This window comes from Kroppenstedtia guangzhouensis, from assembly GCF_014637345.1.
GTDB classification, from domain to species: Bacteria; Bacillota; Bacilli; order Thermoactinomycetales; family DSM-45169; genus Kroppenstedtia; species Kroppenstedtia guangzhouensis.
Window position 1 is genome coordinate 26,348 of the sequence record NZ_BMEX01000002.1, and the last position, 16,938, is coordinate 43,285.

At 52.3% G+C, this 16,938-nt stretch carries 14 protein-coding genes and 1 tRNA gene; 4 read left to right on the top strand and 11 right to left on the bottom strand.

Translation table 11 applies throughout. The annotated features are described in order from the left end of the window. Position 1: 1 nt before the first annotated feature. From IEV46_RS02650 to IEV46_RS02660, 3 genes are all read right to left on the bottom strand, one after another. Positions 2 to 2,047 (bottom strand): hydantoinase/oxoprolinase family protein, encoded by a 2,046-nt coding sequence (locus IEV46_RS02650; protein WP_188429622.1) that lies wholly within the window; start codon positions 2,045 to 2,047, stop codon positions 2 to 4. 25 nt (positions 2,048 to 2,072) lie between these two features. Next, positions 2,073 to 2,612: a helix-turn-helix domain-containing protein gene (locus IEV46_RS02655; RefSeq protein ID WP_188429624.1), complete on the bottom strand. Its 540-nt coding sequence runs from the start codon at positions 2,610 to 2,612 to the stop codon at positions 2,073 to 2,075. Between the two features lie 225 nt (positions 2,613 to 2,837). Next, positions 2,838 to 3,377, bottom strand: a complete 540-nt coding sequence (locus IEV46_RS02660; protein ID WP_188429626.1) for a helix-turn-helix domain-containing protein — start codon at positions 3,375 to 3,377, stop codon at positions 2,838 to 2,840. A gap of 751 nt (positions 3,378 to 4,128) precedes the next feature. Here IEV46_RS02660 and IEV46_RS02665 point away from each other — a divergent pair. After that, positions 4,129 to 4,803: a lytic polysaccharide monooxygenase gene (locus IEV46_RS02665; protein WP_373284544.1), complete on the top strand. Its 675-nt coding sequence runs from the start codon at positions 4,129 to 4,131 to the stop codon at positions 4,801 to 4,803. Positions 4,804 to 5,406: 603 nt separating this feature from the next. Here IEV46_RS02665 and IEV46_RS02670 read toward each other — a convergent pair. Further along, positions 5,407 to 5,685, bottom strand: coding sequence for an aldo-keto reductase family protein (locus IEV46_RS02670; RefSeq protein WP_188429630.1), 279 nt, complete (start codon positions 5,683 to 5,685; stop codon positions 5,407 to 5,409). Between the two features lie 287 nt (positions 5,686 to 5,972). On the opposite strand from IEV46_RS02670, the gene IEV46_RS02675 reads away from it, so the two are divergent. Beyond that, positions 5,973 to 6,047: transfer RNA gene (locus tag IEV46_RS02675), tRNA-Gln, on the top strand. Positions 6,048 to 6,163: 116 nt separating this feature from the next. Next, positions 6,164 to 6,970 (top strand): metallophosphoesterase, encoded by an 807-nt coding sequence (locus tag IEV46_RS02680; protein WP_188429632.1) that lies wholly within the window; start codon positions 6,164 to 6,166, stop codon positions 6,968 to 6,970. A 27-nt stretch (positions 6,971 to 6,997) separates the two neighbouring features. Here the strand turns inward: IEV46_RS02680 and IEV46_RS02685 are convergent, their stop codons facing one another. The 7 genes from IEV46_RS02685 to IEV46_RS02715 all read right to left on the bottom strand — a co-directional run bounded on the left by IEV46_RS02685 (position 6,998) and on the right by IEV46_RS02715 (position 15,529). Next, positions 6,998 to 8,131 carry an MGDG synthase family glycosyltransferase gene (locus IEV46_RS02685; protein WP_188429634.1) on the bottom strand — a complete coding sequence of 378 codons (1,134 nt, stop codon included), beginning with the start codon at positions 8,129 to 8,131 and terminating at the stop codon, positions 6,998 to 7,000. Then, complete coding sequence (locus tag IEV46_RS02690; protein ID WP_188429636.1) at positions 8,131 to 8,724, bottom strand: YkoP family protein; 594 nt, start codon at positions 8,722 to 8,724, stop codon at positions 8,131 to 8,133. The genes IEV46_RS02685 and IEV46_RS02690 overlap by 1 nt, the downstream gene beginning before the upstream one ends. Before the next feature lie 135 nt (positions 8,725 to 8,859). Next, positions 8,860 to 9,558 (bottom strand): TerC family protein, encoded by a 699-nt coding sequence (locus IEV46_RS02695; RefSeq protein WP_229735871.1) that lies wholly within the window; start codon positions 9,556 to 9,558, stop codon positions 8,860 to 8,862. Between the two features lie 88 nt (positions 9,559 to 9,646). After that, positions 9,647 to 11,296, bottom strand: coding sequence for a M20/M25/M40 family metallo-hydrolase (locus tag IEV46_RS02700; protein ID WP_229735872.1), 1,650 nt, complete (start codon positions 11,294 to 11,296; stop codon positions 9,647 to 9,649). A 73-nt stretch (positions 11,297 to 11,369) separates the two neighbouring features. Then, a complete protein-coding gene (thiI, locus tag IEV46_RS02705) occupies positions 11,370 to 12,572 on the bottom strand; it encodes a tRNA uracil 4-sulfurtransferase ThiI (RefSeq protein ID WP_188429640.1) in 1,203 nt (400 codons plus the stop codon). After that, positions 12,569 to 13,732 (bottom strand): cysteine desulfurase family protein, encoded by a 1,164-nt coding sequence (locus tag IEV46_RS02710; RefSeq protein ID WP_188429642.1) that lies wholly within the window; start codon positions 13,730 to 13,732, stop codon positions 12,569 to 12,571. Before IEV46_RS02710 ends, thiI begins: the two co-directional genes overlap by 4 nt. Positions 13,733 to 14,005: 273 nt before the next feature. Beyond that, positions 14,006 to 15,529 carry a substrate-binding domain-containing protein gene (locus IEV46_RS02715; protein ID WP_188429644.1) on the bottom strand — a complete coding sequence of 508 codons (1,524 nt, stop codon included), beginning with the start codon at positions 15,527 to 15,529 and terminating at the stop codon, positions 14,006 to 14,008. A 248-nt stretch (positions 15,530 to 15,777) separates the two neighbouring features. On the opposite strand from IEV46_RS02715, the gene selD reads away from it, so the two are divergent. Continuing rightward, a complete protein-coding gene (gene selD, locus IEV46_RS02720) occupies positions 15,778 to 16,830 on the top strand; it encodes a selenide, water dikinase SelD (RefSeq protein ID WP_188429646.1) in 1,053 nt (350 codons plus the stop codon). Positions 16,831 to 16,938: the final 108 nt, after the last annotated feature.

Here is a 16,938-nt window from a genome sequence, read left to right on the forward strand (position 1 = left end):
CTCAGCGCACCTCCGTTTCGATGATCAGGTTACCGTATTCATCAATCGACGCCTTCTGATCAGGGTAGATGACCGTTACTGCCGCCTGTTCCTCAATGACTGCCGGACCGCTGAACGCCATGCCCGGCTCAAGCTTCGAGCGGTTGTATACGACAGTGTCCACCCAGCCGTCCTGCTCGTAGTAGACAGGCCGCTTTTCCTTGAGCGCATCCTTTGCCGTACCGCCTTTCAACTGGAGCTTCTTCAGTGCAGGCTTCTCGACCGATCCGAAAGCCGTGAGGTGAAGATTGACGATTTCCGTCTCTGCCTCTTCCAGTTTGAACGTGTAGTTCTTCTCGTGAAGCTCGTGAAAGTCGGCGATGAGCTGTGTCAGCGATTCCGGTGTAACCGGACCGGATGCGAGCGGCACCTTCACGGTGTGTTCCTGCCCCGCATAGCGCATGTCTGCAAACCGCATAAAGCGGATATTCTCCTTTTCGATGTTTTCTTCCGCAAACTGGGCAGTCGCCATCCGGGCAAGCTCATCCCATTCCTTGTTGAAGCCATCGAGATCAAGTCCGTTCACGCGGGCGATATACGTTTGAATATAGTCATGCCGAAGGTCCGTCATGAGCATCCCCCAGGCAGAGAATACCGGAGACGCAACCGGAACAACCACTTTTCTGACACCAAGTTCGCGGGCAAGCGCCGGTGCGTGCATCGAGCCGCCGCCGCCGAATGCGACAAGCGTAAAGTCGCGCGGGTCGTACCCTTTCCGAACCGAGATCAGCTTCAGTGCATTCAGCATGTTCGAGTTGGCGATCCGGATAATGCCCAGTGCGCCGTCTTCCGGCTTCATCTCGAACCGGTCGGCCACTTTCGTCTTGATCGCTTCTTCCACCTTGGCCATATCGACGTTGTAGTCAAAGTTTTTCGGAGACAGGCGTCCTGTCAGAAGGTTGGCGTCTGTCGTCGTCGGCTCCGTTCCGCCCTGACCGTAAGCGACAGGACCCGGCACGGATCCTGCGGACTGAGGGCCGACTTTAAGCGCGCCGCCTTCATCAATCCAGGCGATGGAACCGCCACCGTTCCCGATTTCGACAATGTCGACGACCGGGGTCTTGATCGGATAGCCCGCGTTGTACTCATCCTTCTCGATGTAGTAATCTGTTGAGACCTTCACTTCGCCTTCCACGATGAGCGAGCATTTCGCGGTCGTTCCGCCGATGTCGAAGGCGATGATGTTCTTCTCTCCGAGGATTTCGCCCAAGTAAGCCGCACCGTAGATACCGGCGACTGGACCCGACTCGACCATGTTAATCGGGGTTTTTTTCGCCTGCTCGAACGTTGTCGTCCCCCCGTTGGATTGCATGATGTAGCGGAGGTCGCCCGTTCCGAGCTCACTGAGGCGAGCGTTGAGGCGGTCGATGTACGAAGACGCAATCGGCTTGACATAAGAGTTGAGGACCGCTGTGTTGGTCCGCTCATACTCGCGCCATTCTTTCGTCACTTCATGCGATGCCGTCACAGCCGCTTCTGGCCACAACTCGTTGATCAACTCAACGGTGCGGATCTCATGTGCCGGGTTCTTGTAGGCATGGAGATATGCGACCGCGATCGCATCGACTTCTTCTTTCTTAAAGTAATCAACCAGTTCTTTGATTCGATCCTCATCAAGCGGCACGATCTCTTCCCCCAGCTGGTTCATCCGCTCAGTCACTTCCTGGCGCAGGTAGCGCTCGACGAACGGCTCAGGCTTCTTATAACGGAGGTTGAACAGATCAGGCCGGTTGCCACGTGCGATTTCCAGAACATCACGGAAGCCTGCGGTGGTAATCAGGCCAGTCTTGACTCCCTTTCGCTCCGTCAGTGCGTTGATGATAACCGTCGTCCCGTGTATGAACGTCTGGATCGACTCCGGGTCCACCCCACTCTTTCTGATGACATCGATGACACCTTGCTCAAAGTTCGGAGGAGTTGTAGGGCTCTTGGCCACTCCGACATTTCCTTCTCCGTCAACATATACAAGATCTGTAAATGTTCCACCAATATCAGTTGCTACTCTCACTCAATCCTCCCCCTTATCGTAAAAATCAGAATACAGCCGGTGTGACAATGCTCAGCAACACAGCTTCCTCGTCAAGAAGATTCTCCCAGCAATGCGGAACAGTCGAAGGGAAATGAATGGTATCCCCCTCCCGCACCACATACTCTCTGTCGCCCACCTTGATGAGTACGGTTCCTTTCAAGACGTAGTAGAATTCCTCACCCTGATGGGAATCCGGATTCTGCTTCATCTTTGGCGCCAGCGTCACCATCATCGGTTCCAGTCTCCTGCCATCAAACTCGCCGTTCAGCCTTGTGTAGAGGACCGACGAGCCTTCTAACCGGAAAGGTTTCTGTTCTTCCTGTTTCAGCATGTAGTTGAAATTGTTTTCCGCAAGGAAGAACTGCCGGATCGGCACCCCGAACGCGTCAGCGATTTTCTTCAGCGACGTGATGGCTAGAGATGATGTCCCCCGCTCAACCTGTGACAGAAAACTGACTGACAGTTCAGTGCGTTCACTCAAATCTTTAAGCGTGTACCCACGTGACTGCCGGAGACGCCTGATTTCATTACAAACTTCTTCCATACACTCCTCCCTGTAAACAAAATACAATAAATCATAAAAATGAATCTATACTAGATTATTTTCGATACTACCATAATTCATTTCGTTTTGAAAGGGTGTTTTTTGGGGCCAAACTTTTTTCGTAGTATCATTTTGAGACGAAAAACAGGCCGATTCCGCTCTTCAACACGGAACCGGCCTGGTGATGCCAAATTATAACACAGCGGTACTTATTTCCCCCTCAGGTCAGAAAATAACCGGCGTCACGACGCATAGAAATGAGGAATCTTCGCTGAGGGGATTTTCCCAGGAGTGCGGAACATTGGAAGGAAAATGAATCGTATCCCCTTCTCTCATGAAGTATTCCTTTCCATCCACCGTGAACAGGGCCGCTCCCTTCAGGACGTAATAGAATTCTTCTCCCGGATGGGAATCCCGCGCCTGTTTTTCCTTTGGTGCGAGCGTCACAAGAAGCGGCTCCAGACTACGTCCCCCGAATTCCCCGTTCAGCCTCGTATAGACGGTAGACGAGCCTTCCAGCCGGAAAGGCTTCTGTTCCTCTGATTTTAAAAGATAGTTATGATTGAACTCCGCTTCAAAAAAACGGGTAATCGGTACGCCGAAAGCATCCGCGATTTTCTTTAACGATGTAATGGCCAGGGATGAACTTCCCCGCTCAACCTGTGAGAGGAAACTGACCGACAGTCCGGTCCGTTCACTCAGTACCTTGAGCGTATAGCCCTGCTCAAGTCGAAGACGCTTTATCTCTTGGTATATCTCCTCCATAAAAAATGCCCCCATCCAATTACATATGTTCCGTAAAAATCACCGTGCGATTTAATGATTTCGATAATATTAAAAACTGTCAAGTGGAAAGCGATTTTCTCTATTAAAATCTAACATTCCCTGCGCCAATTGCCTAGATCAGCGTCCATTGTTCCTTTCAAAGGAGTCATTGCGGCAATCTGTTCGAAATCACCAAGAAGCCTTTATTAATAATTTATCAGAGTAAATTCACCTTTTTTGTATAGCATTTTATGAGCAAAATATCAGAAATGGAGGAAATGGAGTGAAACTGAAACCTCTAGCAATCGTCATATAAAAAGCACTCATTCCTATGGAAATGAGTGCTTGACCACGAAAAACACCGCGCAGGATCCGTGCATGATTTCGACTTTGACCCCTCCACCGCCCGGACGGGGACTTCTTCCAAAGATTCCATCCCTCCAAACCTTTTAACCATTACATCCAGTACCAGGCAAACCCGCCTGTTGCTCTTGGGTCAACCGGGGGGCCTGCTCCAAAGCCGAAACCTCTATTCTTCCTCTTAGGACGTATGGTCAGAAAATGATGAGTATTTATATTTATTTTCCCCGAAAAAATTATAAAATATGATGTCTAAAGCACTGAGAATTGGAATACTCTCTAAACGAATTGAATCCCGATCGAGCAGGGATTCAAACCAATAAGGAGGCTTCACATGACTCGTAGCCACATCAGAAAGATCAGATGGCGTTGGTTTCTTGGTTTTGGCGGGATGCTGGTACTTGTGTTATTCGGTACAATCGGCTTCGCTCCAAGTGTCTTTGCGCACGGATATATCGAGTCACCTGCCAGTCGCGCTTATTTATGCAAGCAAGGGGAGAATATCAATTGTGGACCGGTGATGTGGGAGCCACAGAGTGTGGAAGGTCGCGGATCCTTCCCGGAGTCCGGTCCCCCGGATGGACATATTGCAGGTGGTGGTGTTTTTCCGGATCTAGACGTACAAAAAGCGGATCGATGGACGAAAGTCACACTTCATGGAGGCAAAAACACCTTTAAATGGTATTTGACTGCACCTCACAGTACGAAAGAGTGGAAATATTATATCACCAAAAAGGGTTGGAACCCCAACCAACCACTGACTCGTGCTGATCTGGACCCTGTATTTTGCTATTACAATGATGGAGGGGCAAGGCCGCCTGCCACCGTTGTTCATGAATGTGATGTGCCGACAGATCGTAGCGGATACCACCTGATTTTGGGTGTCTGGGAAATTGCCGATACAGGGAATGCTTTTTATCAGGTGATTGATGTGAATTTGGTGAATAACGGATCAAATTCAGAGACGATCAGTACCACTGACAACGGTGTGGATCCTGTTAAAGCTCTCAAGGGTGAGAGTCTACTGTCCGTTCAAAATTTGTACTCCCGATTCATTGACCAGTAAGATGGGAAGCTCCATCGGTAAAGATATCAAATCAATAGGCATATCGCAGAGATTTGAGAGGTTGTACCCAAATTCCCCAAAGAATGATGGTGAATCAAAACAACCGTGCCAGGTAGTCTTGATCCCGTCAAGTAGACAGTAAAAAAGAGTTTAGCAACGACTTTTTCCTGATGTTCACAGGGGAAAGGTCGCAGTTTTTTTCTGGAAAGATAAAGATCGCGAGGTGTACTGAAAACCTTGATCCGAGTGGAGAAGTCCCCCCTCCATAGCCCCTTTCTTCCGAAGTCGCTCCGACAAGGACCTCACTGTTGGACAAATCCTGCACCACCGACAAATAAGCAAAGTCGTTCCTGATTCGAACGTAGGCAATATCCGTCACGAGACGACGCAACGAAGCCTCAGCAGTAAACTCTTGATTCAACCGGTTTGGAGCCTTCCAACCATAAAAGGGCCGTTTTTTGCGAATAACCGTACGGATTCCAATGACCTTTCTCTCCCATCTCATTTCCTTAATCATGAAGTGGGACATCTACGATCGATCTCATACAAAAATGTATAAAGAGAGCGGGAACGGGAAGAGTCAAAAACCCCCCCATTTCCTTCTCAATCTCCGCTTTTCTCTCTTCTTTTCCGAAACCGGCAGGTTAATTCCTGGTACACAACCATCGGCCAGCTAAAAATGGCAATCCCCGCCAAAGCGAGGTAGACAGGTGTCCCTCCGTAACGTTCAGCCAGAGATCGGAGCTGCCTTGCCAATTCCAGAATCCCCGGGTCTTCCCCGCTTTCCATCCTTTCAAAGAATTCAGGTTCCATCCACCGTTTCCAGACGATGGTTCCGATCAACAGATAAAATGCCGGCAAGATCAGAATTCCATTGAACATTTCCCATTGACTCCTTTTCACGTTCCTCAATCATCTTATGTAAGTTCGCCCCATCTGTTTGCCATTCGCGCTGAGTAAAGGCTCTTGATTTATTCCACACCTTTGTTTGGGTTCGACCTGCTCCGGAATGATCCTCCCTCATCCCATCCAAAAATTTTTTCCCCATCCTGAATAATTGGGACGCCCGGGTGTCAGATTAAGAGTGTCGACAGCCGATCGGGAAAACATCTTTCGAAAGCGGATTTCGGTAAGAATCCAACCTTCCGATCATTAGAAAACCACTTCCATGGGGAGTAGCCAAGTGGTAAGGCAACGGACTTTGACTCCGTGATGCGCAGGTTCGAGTCCTGCCTCCCCAGCCAAAATCCCCGTTTTTTTCGGGGATTTTCCTCATTTCCCCACTCGACTTTCCACCTGAAATATTGTAGGATGTGGATGTTGTAGGTACATTGTTTGAGGGTATAGGGGTGAGATATGGATGCTCTTATGGACTTTACTTCCTGTGGTCGGCTTGTTTTTTACCATATGGGCAATTGCCCGTTGGAACACCTTTCGTCCAATCGTAAAGCGTGTGAAAATTCAGGTTTCTCATCCCCTCGACGAATTACGGATCTTGCACTTGTCTGACTTACACATGGAAAAGCTCTCCATCTCTCCGGAAGCCCTTCTCAAAGAAGTGAAGAATGAACCGATTGATCTGATTGCTTTGACGGGAGATTATCTGGACACCGAACCGATGAGTGAACGGTTTCTTCAATATATCGACGCATTGAAGACCTTAAACCCCCGTTACGGCATGTATGCAGTTTTCGGCAATCATGACTATGTCATTGCCGGCCATCTGCCCATTCTTCAGAAAGAGATGGAAAAACGGGGGTGCATCGTCCTTAAAAACGAACACATCAGCATTCCGATCGATGGCGAGACACTGAACATCATCGGGATTGATGACCACTACTCCGGACACAGTGATCCCGACCGGGCCTTTTCCGGCATGGGAAAAGGGATTCATCTCGTTCTGACTCACGATCCCAACATCGTGCTGGAGATGGATCATCACTTCGATTATCTCCTGTCCGGTCACTTCCACGGCGGCCAGATCCATTGGCCCAAACCCTATCATCTCAAACGGATGGGAAAGCTCCCCAATTTGGACATCATCAGCGGTTTACATTATCATGAACAGCGCGCCTTCTACATCAGTGACGGTTTGGGGCAGACAGGTTTCAACATGCGACTTCGTTCCCGACCGGAGATCACATTCCACAGTATCGGTGGGATTTAAGAGTGCAAGTGCAACCCCCGTCCTCACTCATGGCGACGGGGTTGATTGTTGCAGATGATCCAGGATGATTTGGGCGGCATCCAGCGAAGACCGGGGACAACCCAATCGCAAAGCCCGCTCACCCATCGCCTTCCAGCGCTCGGGAGCCTGCATCAAGGGATGGATATGTCGGGGAATGGCCTCGGGACGATCCTGACGGAGCGCCACCCTCTCCCGGATTAAAAAACGGCTGTTTCGTTCTTCCTGTCCGGGAATCGGTCGGCAAATCAAAATGGGAAGACCCGTGGCCAACGCTTCTGAACTGGTCATCCCCCCCGGTTTGGTTACAATCAGATCGGAGGCACCCATCCAATCCCGCATTCCATCTACATAACCGAACAGATAAATTTTCTTGTCACCGTGGAAGCGGTCCTGCAGGCGACCATAAAGCTCCCGGTTCTTCCCTGTCACCACCACCAACTGAGATTGCGGCAGATCCCGCCGGAACTGGGTGATCGTCTGATCCAGCGGCCCCAGCCCCACACCTCCTCCCATCAACAAAACAGTAAACGCTGTTGGATCGATCCCCATCCGCATCCGCAGGGTTTCTTTAGGCAAAGACAGTTCGGTAAAATCCGGATCGATGGGGATTCCCGTCGGATAAATCCGCCGATCCTCCACCCCGAACTCCCGGATCAACTTCTCCGCAACCCGCTTATGAGCAACCAAATAAAAATCCACTGCCGGATGAATCCAAAATCCGTTGACATCAAAATCGGTGATCGCCGCACCCAGACGGAGGGACCATCCCATTCGATCCTTTACCTCGGCCAGCGCTCCCAGACAAAAAGCATGGGTTGCAATCACCACAGCGGGCCGATGAATTTCCAGAAGTTCTCTCATCTTTCCCGACAAAACCCGTGCCAAGGATAGACGGAAGGCATCACTGAATTCCCTTTCTTTGTTATAGACCGCTCCCCACAGTCCCGGTGCATGCTGAAGAGTACTCAGGTAAACTTTGCGAATCATTCCCTCCAGTTGTCGGCTGAAATGGGGAAGACCACAGACAATCTCCACCTTCACCCCCGATTTTGTCCTGTTCAATCCTTTGCGGATGGCCCGGGCCGCCTGAAAATGGCCGCTGCCTCCAATTGTTTCCGTCAACACCAGTATTTTCTCCATTATTTCAACCTCGCCGGACTGTATCGTCGGTTGAATTCTTCCCGTGAAATAAACACCCGTTTGGGGATCAGAGGATGTTTATAATTTCTGAGCCTCTTCCACCCCTGGGGGTGACAACTGACCAAAATCAATTTCAGAAAAAATGCTTTCAGCTGCATCCGGATGATTCCCGGAATCTCCCGGGCATCAAAACCCAGATACTCTGAACCGGAATGTAAAAATGTCGTACCCAATAACACCTGGATCCGGTTGCTGTGGGGATGCCTTTCCAGAAATTCTGCAAGGGCGGGAAACGAGCTACGGATCTGGCGGAGGATCATTAGTTCAATACCGATTTCCGCCCTTCTTCCCTTCCTGCGACTGGTCTGGGTCAACAACTGGGCGATTCGGAAATTATGGAGATGAAGTTTGGCATACCAATCCCCTTTTTTCAATCGAACCCCATCCCGTGTGATCAAGGTTTCTCCTCGATACGGCTTGACCACCACCCGGAACAAATTGTGATGATTGCGGTCCACATACTGCAGACGAGTCACCCAATAGTATAATTTGTCCACCCATTGCCAAACTGCAAGAAAAGCACCGGTGATCATCGGCCCCCTCCTTTCCTTTGTACACAAGCACGGTTATTATTTGTCGATCGGGGGTTGACCATACAATAAGAAAGCCCGCCGTCATCGTCTTTGGGCGGGCATTTTCCATGTAGTCTGCCAAAAATCCTCTTGGAATCAGGAAGGGCTGGAACGGTGTTCTTTCCAAAAATGTCCTACCATCAACACCAGCAGGATCAGTGCCACAGGCGTCAACCAGGAGAGAAACTCCACATACCGGATAATGTGATCATGGACAATCGGATCCTCCACGATTAATTGTCCCGCAGTGTAAGCCAGAATCCCCGCTCCCACATAAACCAACCAAGGAAGACGGTTGATGATGACAGCGACCAGCTTGCTTCCCCACATCAGAATGGGAATACTGAGAGCCAACCCGAACAAGACCAGCCAAATGTTCCCACGCGCGGCGCCGGCAACGGCCAACACATTATCCAGACTCATCACCACGTCGGCAATGATGATGGTTTTGATAGCAGCCTTCAGTCCGTCACCCATGTCAACTTCCGCTTCTCCTCCTTCGTCCGCCAACAGTTTGAGTGCGATCCAAAGGAGCAGCAACCCCCCAACAGTTTTCAGAAGAGGAATCTTCAACAACCAGACTGCAATCAGGGTGAGTGCGATCCGAAGAAACACTGCGGCGCCGGTACCGTATATAATCGCCTGCCTCCGCTGCTTGTCGGGCAACCTGCGGGCCGCCATTCCGATCACCACCGCGTTATCACCGCTTAAAACCAGATCGAGAATGATGATGTTGAAGAATCCGATCCAAAATTGTGCATCCATCGCTTCCAACCCAACCCTTCCCTTGTCCATTCCTTTACTTTCATCCTATCGCCGAAACCCCATTAAAATACATCAAGGGATCAAAAAGGAAAACTTACCTGGAACCTAGGCAAAAACTTCAGGATCCCACCAAGTGTTTGATCACCTGATAATTGAGGCTGGGAACAATCTCCATCGAATAGGGGATTTCCACCCGCTCCCATTGTTTATGTGCGTCCATCCCGTAAGGGCCGATATTGACCGCCGGGACATCCAGTGCTTGGATGGCATCCACATCCATCCGATGTTTGGTACCCCATGCGGGCATATTTTTTTCGAGAGAGCTGATTCCTTCCCGGTCGTCACTGATCTGCACAAAACTCATATCGGAGATATAAGGGAAAAAGTTGCGCACCTGGATCGGATGCTCACATTGCGGCTGGATCTTTTGAACCGCCGACCGCACCGCCCGGATCAACCGTCGGTCCCGGCTCTCCTTTTCATTCAGCACGATTCGTGGGATGTAGATGGATGCGTAAAAGAGAATCACCGCCGGACTTTTCTCCTCATCCCAGGACCAACACTCCTCCACCATCTTGCGGCAATAATCCCTAAGATCCAATTCCTCTTCGTTCAAGAGATTCATGGCAAAAACCCTCATACTCTCCTCAAAATCGCTTCCGTACAGAGTGATGCACCGATTGTATAACTCTTCATAGGTAAACACCCGGGGCTTCCATTCCTGGGGACGGAGGGGGTCTCCTGCCCGTTGACAATAGCGGAGATAACGGGCCCGATATTTCTCCCAAGCCGCATCCACCGCTTCCATAGCAACCTCTTTCAGCTTTTCCAGCACTTCTTTGGGAGACATGCTGTGGACAAAGAAATTGTAATAAACCAAGGCGGAAATCGGGGTTTGCACATCATATCGGGGCTTGAGGTCTGTCTGCTTCAGGGAAACCGGCGGAAGCGTCAGTTCCCCGTACATCTCGTCGCAAAAGTCCGGATTGTAGTCCAGATGCCTGGTCAGCTCCGCAGCCACCAGATTGGGATCAAATCCTTCAAAAGCCTGCCCGACATGGGTCTCTTTCCCCACGATGAAGAAGGCCGGCAACAGCTTTCCCACGGTTCCCAAATACACATAGCGATGGGGGTCCCCTTCATAACGGGGGGAAGTGTAATCGGCATTGATGGCAGCGATATAGGATAGATTCTCTTCTTCGGCCAAATGGAGGAAATCAGAGAGGGCGGACAGGATCCCCTGGGAGTTATCCTCTTCATCACATTCGGAGAGAAACAAGACATTCCCTCGCAATTCTTCCGGATGTTCGGCAAAATAGCGAGTCAGCACCATATTGGCGGCCACCCCCGACTTCATGTCCACGGAGCCCCGTCCACAGGCCCAATCGCCACTCTCTAAGTCCTTTTGAACTCGTTCCGGAATTTTGGCCTTCTTCCATCTCTCCATCAATTCATCGGAGGCGAAGGCCAATCGTTTCCACTTTCCGTAATCTTCCACCCCGACTGTATCCATATGACCCATCAGAATCACCGTTTCATCAAAGGAAGCATTCCCGCCCTTCACCAGAGCAAACACGTTGTATCGCTCCCGTTCATCCCGATGGGTCTTCACCATGCGAAGATGATCAGGGTGTTCCCGAAAATAGGAAAGTTCACTGAAGTAATCATAGATGCGGTAAGCAATGTCCCTCTCTCCGATGGTTCCATTGATGCTGGGATGACGCACCAATTCTTTGGTCAGTTCCAACACTTCCTCTTTCCAGCACATCCCGATCTCCCCCTGTTGATCCATTATTCAGAAAACCACCTGATTACCTGCCCCCATCACGGGGCAAGTGCCATCAGAAATAAGAGAACTCTTCTTTATCTTTAGTTGTCTCCCGTTTCAAGGTGACACATTCAGTCGCTTCCACGGCATCCCGAACCAACGTCTCCACATCCAATTGGGCTTCCAACTCCCGGGAACGATCCACCGCGGGGCGGGTAACAGGGGACTTCGGTTGAAACACCGTGCAGCAATCCTCATAGGGAAGAATCGATATGTCGTAAGTGCCGATCCTGCGGGAAACCGTCATGATCTCCTGTTTGTCCATGCCGACCAGTGGACGGAGAATCGGCATCCGGGTCACATCATTGATCGCGTTCATGCTCTCCAGGGTCTGGCTGGCCACCTGGCCCAGACTTTCTCCGGTCACCAGGGCAAGCGCCCCGTTTCTCCGGGCCAGCTCCTCGGAGATGCGAACCATGAACCTGCGCATAATGGTGATCATATAGGGCGAAGGGCATTTCTCCCGAATCTGTGTCTGAATCTCGGTGAATGGAACGACATGAAGACGGATCTCCCCTCCATACCGGGTCAGGACCTGTCCCAGGTCCTCCACTTTTTGCCGGGCCCGTTCACTGGTGAAGGGATAGCTGTGGAAATGGACCGCCTCCAGGGCCGCTCCCCGTTTCAACACATAATAGGCTGCCACCGGACTGTCGATCCCACCGGACAACATCAGCATCACCCGTCCGCTGCTGCCCACGGGAAGCCCCCCCGGACCGGTGATGTCCCGTCCGTAAAGGTAGGTTCCCTCTCGGCGCACCTCCACCCGCAGGGCCAGTTCCGGTTGATGGACATCCACCCTGATTCCCTCGCTGTTTTTTAATATATAGCTGCCCAGAAGATGATTGATTTCCTGGGAAGAGTGGGGAAACCCTTTCCAGGCCCGCTTGGCGATCACCTTGAAAGTGCGGGGACGGGGTTCCAATCTCTGCACCAATTCCAACGCCGCTGCTCGGATCTGGTCCAGATCGGACTCCACCTCGGTTGCAGGGGAGATCCCGACCACCCCGAACACTTCCGTTAGCTCTTCCACCACTGGATTCATCGGTTGTCCGTTCAATTCAACAAACACCCGGCCAAAGGTTTTTTTCACCTTGATCCCGGAAAAGGAACTCAGTTTTTCCCGGATATTCCGGATCAACTGATTTTCAAACTGGACTCGGTTCTTTCCTTTCAAAGCCAGCTCCCCGTAACGGATCAAAATCAGACCGCTCATTTGGACACCCCTTTCATCACATGCTTCAATCTCGGGATCACTTCGGTAAGAGCCTTGATACATTGACAGATATCTTCCTGGGTGGTGGTCCATCCCATGCTGATCCGGACCGCTCCCAGTGCCACCTCATCACTGAGTCCCATGGCCTTTAATACATAGCTGGGCTTTTCACCCTTGGAGGAACAGGCCGATTTGCTCGAAACATAGACTCCCTTTTCCTCCAGGGCATGGACGATCACTTCCGATTTCAACCCGGGAAAAGAGAGGCTGAGAATGTGCGGAGCTCCCCCTTCTGCCGATTGATCCCCATTGATCTTCAGATCATCGACAGAGGAGGTGAGCGCTTCGATCATCTCCTCTTTCCAACGGAGCCAGCGGGGAACCGCTTCCCCGCGTCTCTCTTCCGCCAGGATGGCCGCTTTGGCAAACCCGGCAATACCGGGAACATTTTGGGTTCCGGACCGGAAACCCTCCTCCTGCCCGCCTCCCGTCAAAAGTGGGGAGAGAGTGACTCCTTTCCGGACGTAAAGCGATCCCACTCCCTTGGGTCCATGGAATTTATGAGCAGAGAGGCTCATCAGATCCACTCCCCACTCCCGGGGTCGAAGCTCGCATTTTCCGAAGGCTTGTACTGCATCCACATGAAAAAAAGCCTTTGGATACTGGCTCACAATCCGGCCGATTTCCGGGATCGGCTGGATCGTCCCTACCTCATTGTTCGTATGCATGACGGAGACCAACACCGTCTCCTCCGTCATGGCCGCCTCCACATCCTGTGGCCGGACCCGCCCTGATTCATCCACAGGAAGCCGAGTCACCTTCCACCCCATCAGTTCCAACTGACGGCAGACTTCCAAAACAGCAGCGTGTTCCACCTGAGTGGTGATCAGGTGCCTTCCCCGGTTGCGATGCTGGAAAGCTACCCCTTTGATGGCCATGTTGTTGGCTTCCGTTCCCCCTGAAGTGAAGACCAGGCTCCCGGGGGAAACCCCCAAGAGCCGGGCCGTGACTTCCCTCGCCTGCTTCAGAAGCCGCTCCGCTTTTCCGCCCCATCCATGCAGGGAAGAGGGATTTCCGTATACATTCTCCATCACGTCGGCCACCACCCGAATCACCTCCGGATCCGGCCGCGTCGTCGCACTGTTATCCAGATATACCATTCCGTTCATCCTTTGATCACAATTAAGATTCCGACCCCCATCATATCACAGGAGTTCTAGTGATTTAAAGAAACCGGTCGACACTCTGTCTTAGTAGGAAGGGTTGGGTTTCACATGGAATGATTTTGGCAGTTCAGAACAACGAAAAGATCATGTGAAGTCCAATCCCGACGGTCACGGCCAGCACGAATTCATAACGCATTTAGAAGTATACCCGCAATGATCTCAACAAAAAACCGGCTTCTCCACGGAGAAAACCGGTTTTTTCACCGCCTACATCCGACTTCGTAAAACCTCAATCTGTGCCCGATGATGGTCATCATGATCCGCCAGCCCGCCGATATATTCGGTCAGGGTCAGGGAGCGGGCACCTATGGTGAAGGGCACTTCCCATCGCGGCTCAGGAATCGTCTCCAAACGGCTTACCAGTGCTGCACGTTCCTCACAGAAAACGGAGATGATTTCTTCTCTGGATGCCTCCGAGCGGGCCCATTTGGATGCCCGCTCATTCAGGTTCTCCACTTCCCCGGATGCGGGCACCGTTTCACCCGGCTGAAGTTGCTCCAGCCGCTCGTCGAGAAGATACCTGTCCCAGAAAACCAGATGAGCCACGATTTCCGCCGGCGACCACTTCCCCTCAGCGATGGGTTTCCACCAGAACATCTCCGGCATGTCTTCCAGGGATCGGACATACTCGCCCATTTTCCGGAATCGGCGCAACAGCTTCTCTTTGCTCATTTCTTTTTCTCCTTTTCCCACTTTTTTTGACCCGTCTCTCCCCTGTCTTCGGAGAGAGGATCGGCGCACTCTCAATTCCGCAGGAAGCAAAATTTCTTTTCCCGGTCGAAGTTTTTCGGGATTTTTCAGTCCCTGAAGCAACAACTCCATCGCCTCCGCCCCCAGCTCATAGGAGAGGATGCGAACACTGGTCAAGGGCGGATGGGTATGGCTCATCATCGGTGTGTCGTTGAACCCGACGATCCCCAGTTCTTCCGGCACCCGCAGCCCTGTGTGGTTGGCAAAGCGGAGAGCCCCCAGGGCAAACAGGTCGTCGGAAGCCAACACCGCATCAAACTCCACTCCGGCTTCCCGCATTCGGTACAATGCCGCAAAACCGGCGTCCTCAGAAAAGTCCGTCTCCACGATTCGTTCCGATTCCACCGGGAGTCCGGCTTCCGCAAGGGCCTTCTCATAGCCGTGGCAGCGATCCAAACTGACCACGAGATTGCGGGGGCCGCTGATGAAGGCGATTTTTCGGTAGCCTTGCTCCAACAGATGATTCGTGGCCCGACGGGATGCTTCCACATTGTCATTGTTGACAGATAAAACCGGGGCACCAGCACTGCGACCGATCACCACAAAGGGAGTCTTCTCCCGAAGTAGCACCTCGATCACTTCATCCCGGATCCGGGAAGTGGAAATAATCAACCCGTCCACCCGGCGCTCCCGGATCAGTTGCAGACACTTCTCTTTTTCATCTTGTTCGTTGAGACTGATGGAGAGCAGAATATCGTGTTCCCACCTCTGGGCCACCTTCGACATGCCCCGGAGCACTTCGGAGAAAAAAGGGTTGGAAAAAGCCTGATCCGCCCGCCGGGACAGTGTGAATCCGACGGTGCGTGTCCGGCTTTGGACGAGACTGCGGGCGATGGCGTTAGGGACATAGTTCACCTCTTTCATCGCCTGACGCACTCGTTCTTTGGTCCGGTCACTGATCCGGTCGCTGCCGGCGATCACCCTGGAGACGGTGGAGGGGGAAACTCCCGCCAGTTTGGCGACATCTTTGATCGTGGCCATGATCTGTTGCTCCTCTTTTTTCTGGTACGTATGGGAACCCAACTACTGGAAACTCTGTGATTCAGGCGTCCAAATCAGTTGGGAACGCTTCATGTAACCCCCAGCCTTCCCTCTGACGCTCAGAATCGCTTCCAGCTGGGCACACACGACTTTCAGTCTCCATTATACCGGATAATGAGTCTGTCTTCCTTCCCCTTCGGTCACTGAGGTATAATAACAAGGAACTGTTGTCCCGGAGGTGAAAAATGATGAAAGAACGGGATGAGATCCGCTTGACCCAACTTTCCGCCAAAGCAGGGTGAGGTTGCAAAATCGGTCCTTCGGACCTGGCGCAGGTTCTGCGTCATTTACCCCGTGACCAGAAACACCCGGAAGTGCTGGTGGGCCTGTCGGAGCCCGACGATGCCGGCGCAATCCGGATCGATGATGAGACCGCTCTGGTCCAGACGGTGGACTTCTTCACTCCTGTGGTGGATGACCCGTATGCCTTCGGACAGATCGCCGCCGCCAACAGTCTGAGTGACGTCTACGCCATGGGGGCGCGACCGATCACTGCCCTGAACATCGTGGGCTTCTCCGTCTCCAAGCTGGATGCCTCCCTCCTGGCCGATATCCTGCGGGGAGCCGCCGACAAAGTGAAGGAAGCCGGGGCCGCGCTCATCGGTGGCCATTCCATCGACGATCCGGAGCCCAAGTTTGGGCTGTCTGTAACAGGATCTGTCCACCCGGACAAGATCTGGCGCAAGGGCGGTGCCCTCCCCGGCGACCGCCTCCTCCTGACCAAACCCATCGGAGTCGGGATTCACACCACCGGCATCAAACGGAATCAGCTCACTGAGGAAGAGATCAGACGGGTCACCCGGGTGATGGCCACCCTGAACAGGACGGCTGCTGAGACCCTGGCTGACTACGATGTCCACGCCTGCACCGATGTCACCGGCTTTGGCCTCTTGGGGCACGCCTCAGAGATGAGTCGGTCCGGTTGTGTCGGCTTCGAGATCGAAGCCGGGGCTGTGCCGATCCTCCCCCGTACCAACCAACTGGCCCAACAGGGGATCGTCCCCGGCGGCACCCGGGCCAACGCCCGCTATCTGGAGGATTGCCTCCTGCTGGAGGAAACAGTCAGTGACACCTTGCACACCATCCTGTGTGACGCCGTCACTTCCGGCGGCCTCCTCGCCGCCCTTCCGGAGGAACAGGCAGAGGATGCCCTGACCGCCCTCCACAGAAACGGCGTGGCAGATGCGCGCATCATCGGTCAGGTCACAGAGAAACACCCCGGGAAAATCCGGGTATACTGAGGCAATGGTAAGGCCCCCGTCTGAATCAGCGGGGGCCTTGTTTAGAGCGATTATCGGATTAGTGTCACTTTTTATCACTTGCTGGCGTACTCCCTTATCCCGCTGCCA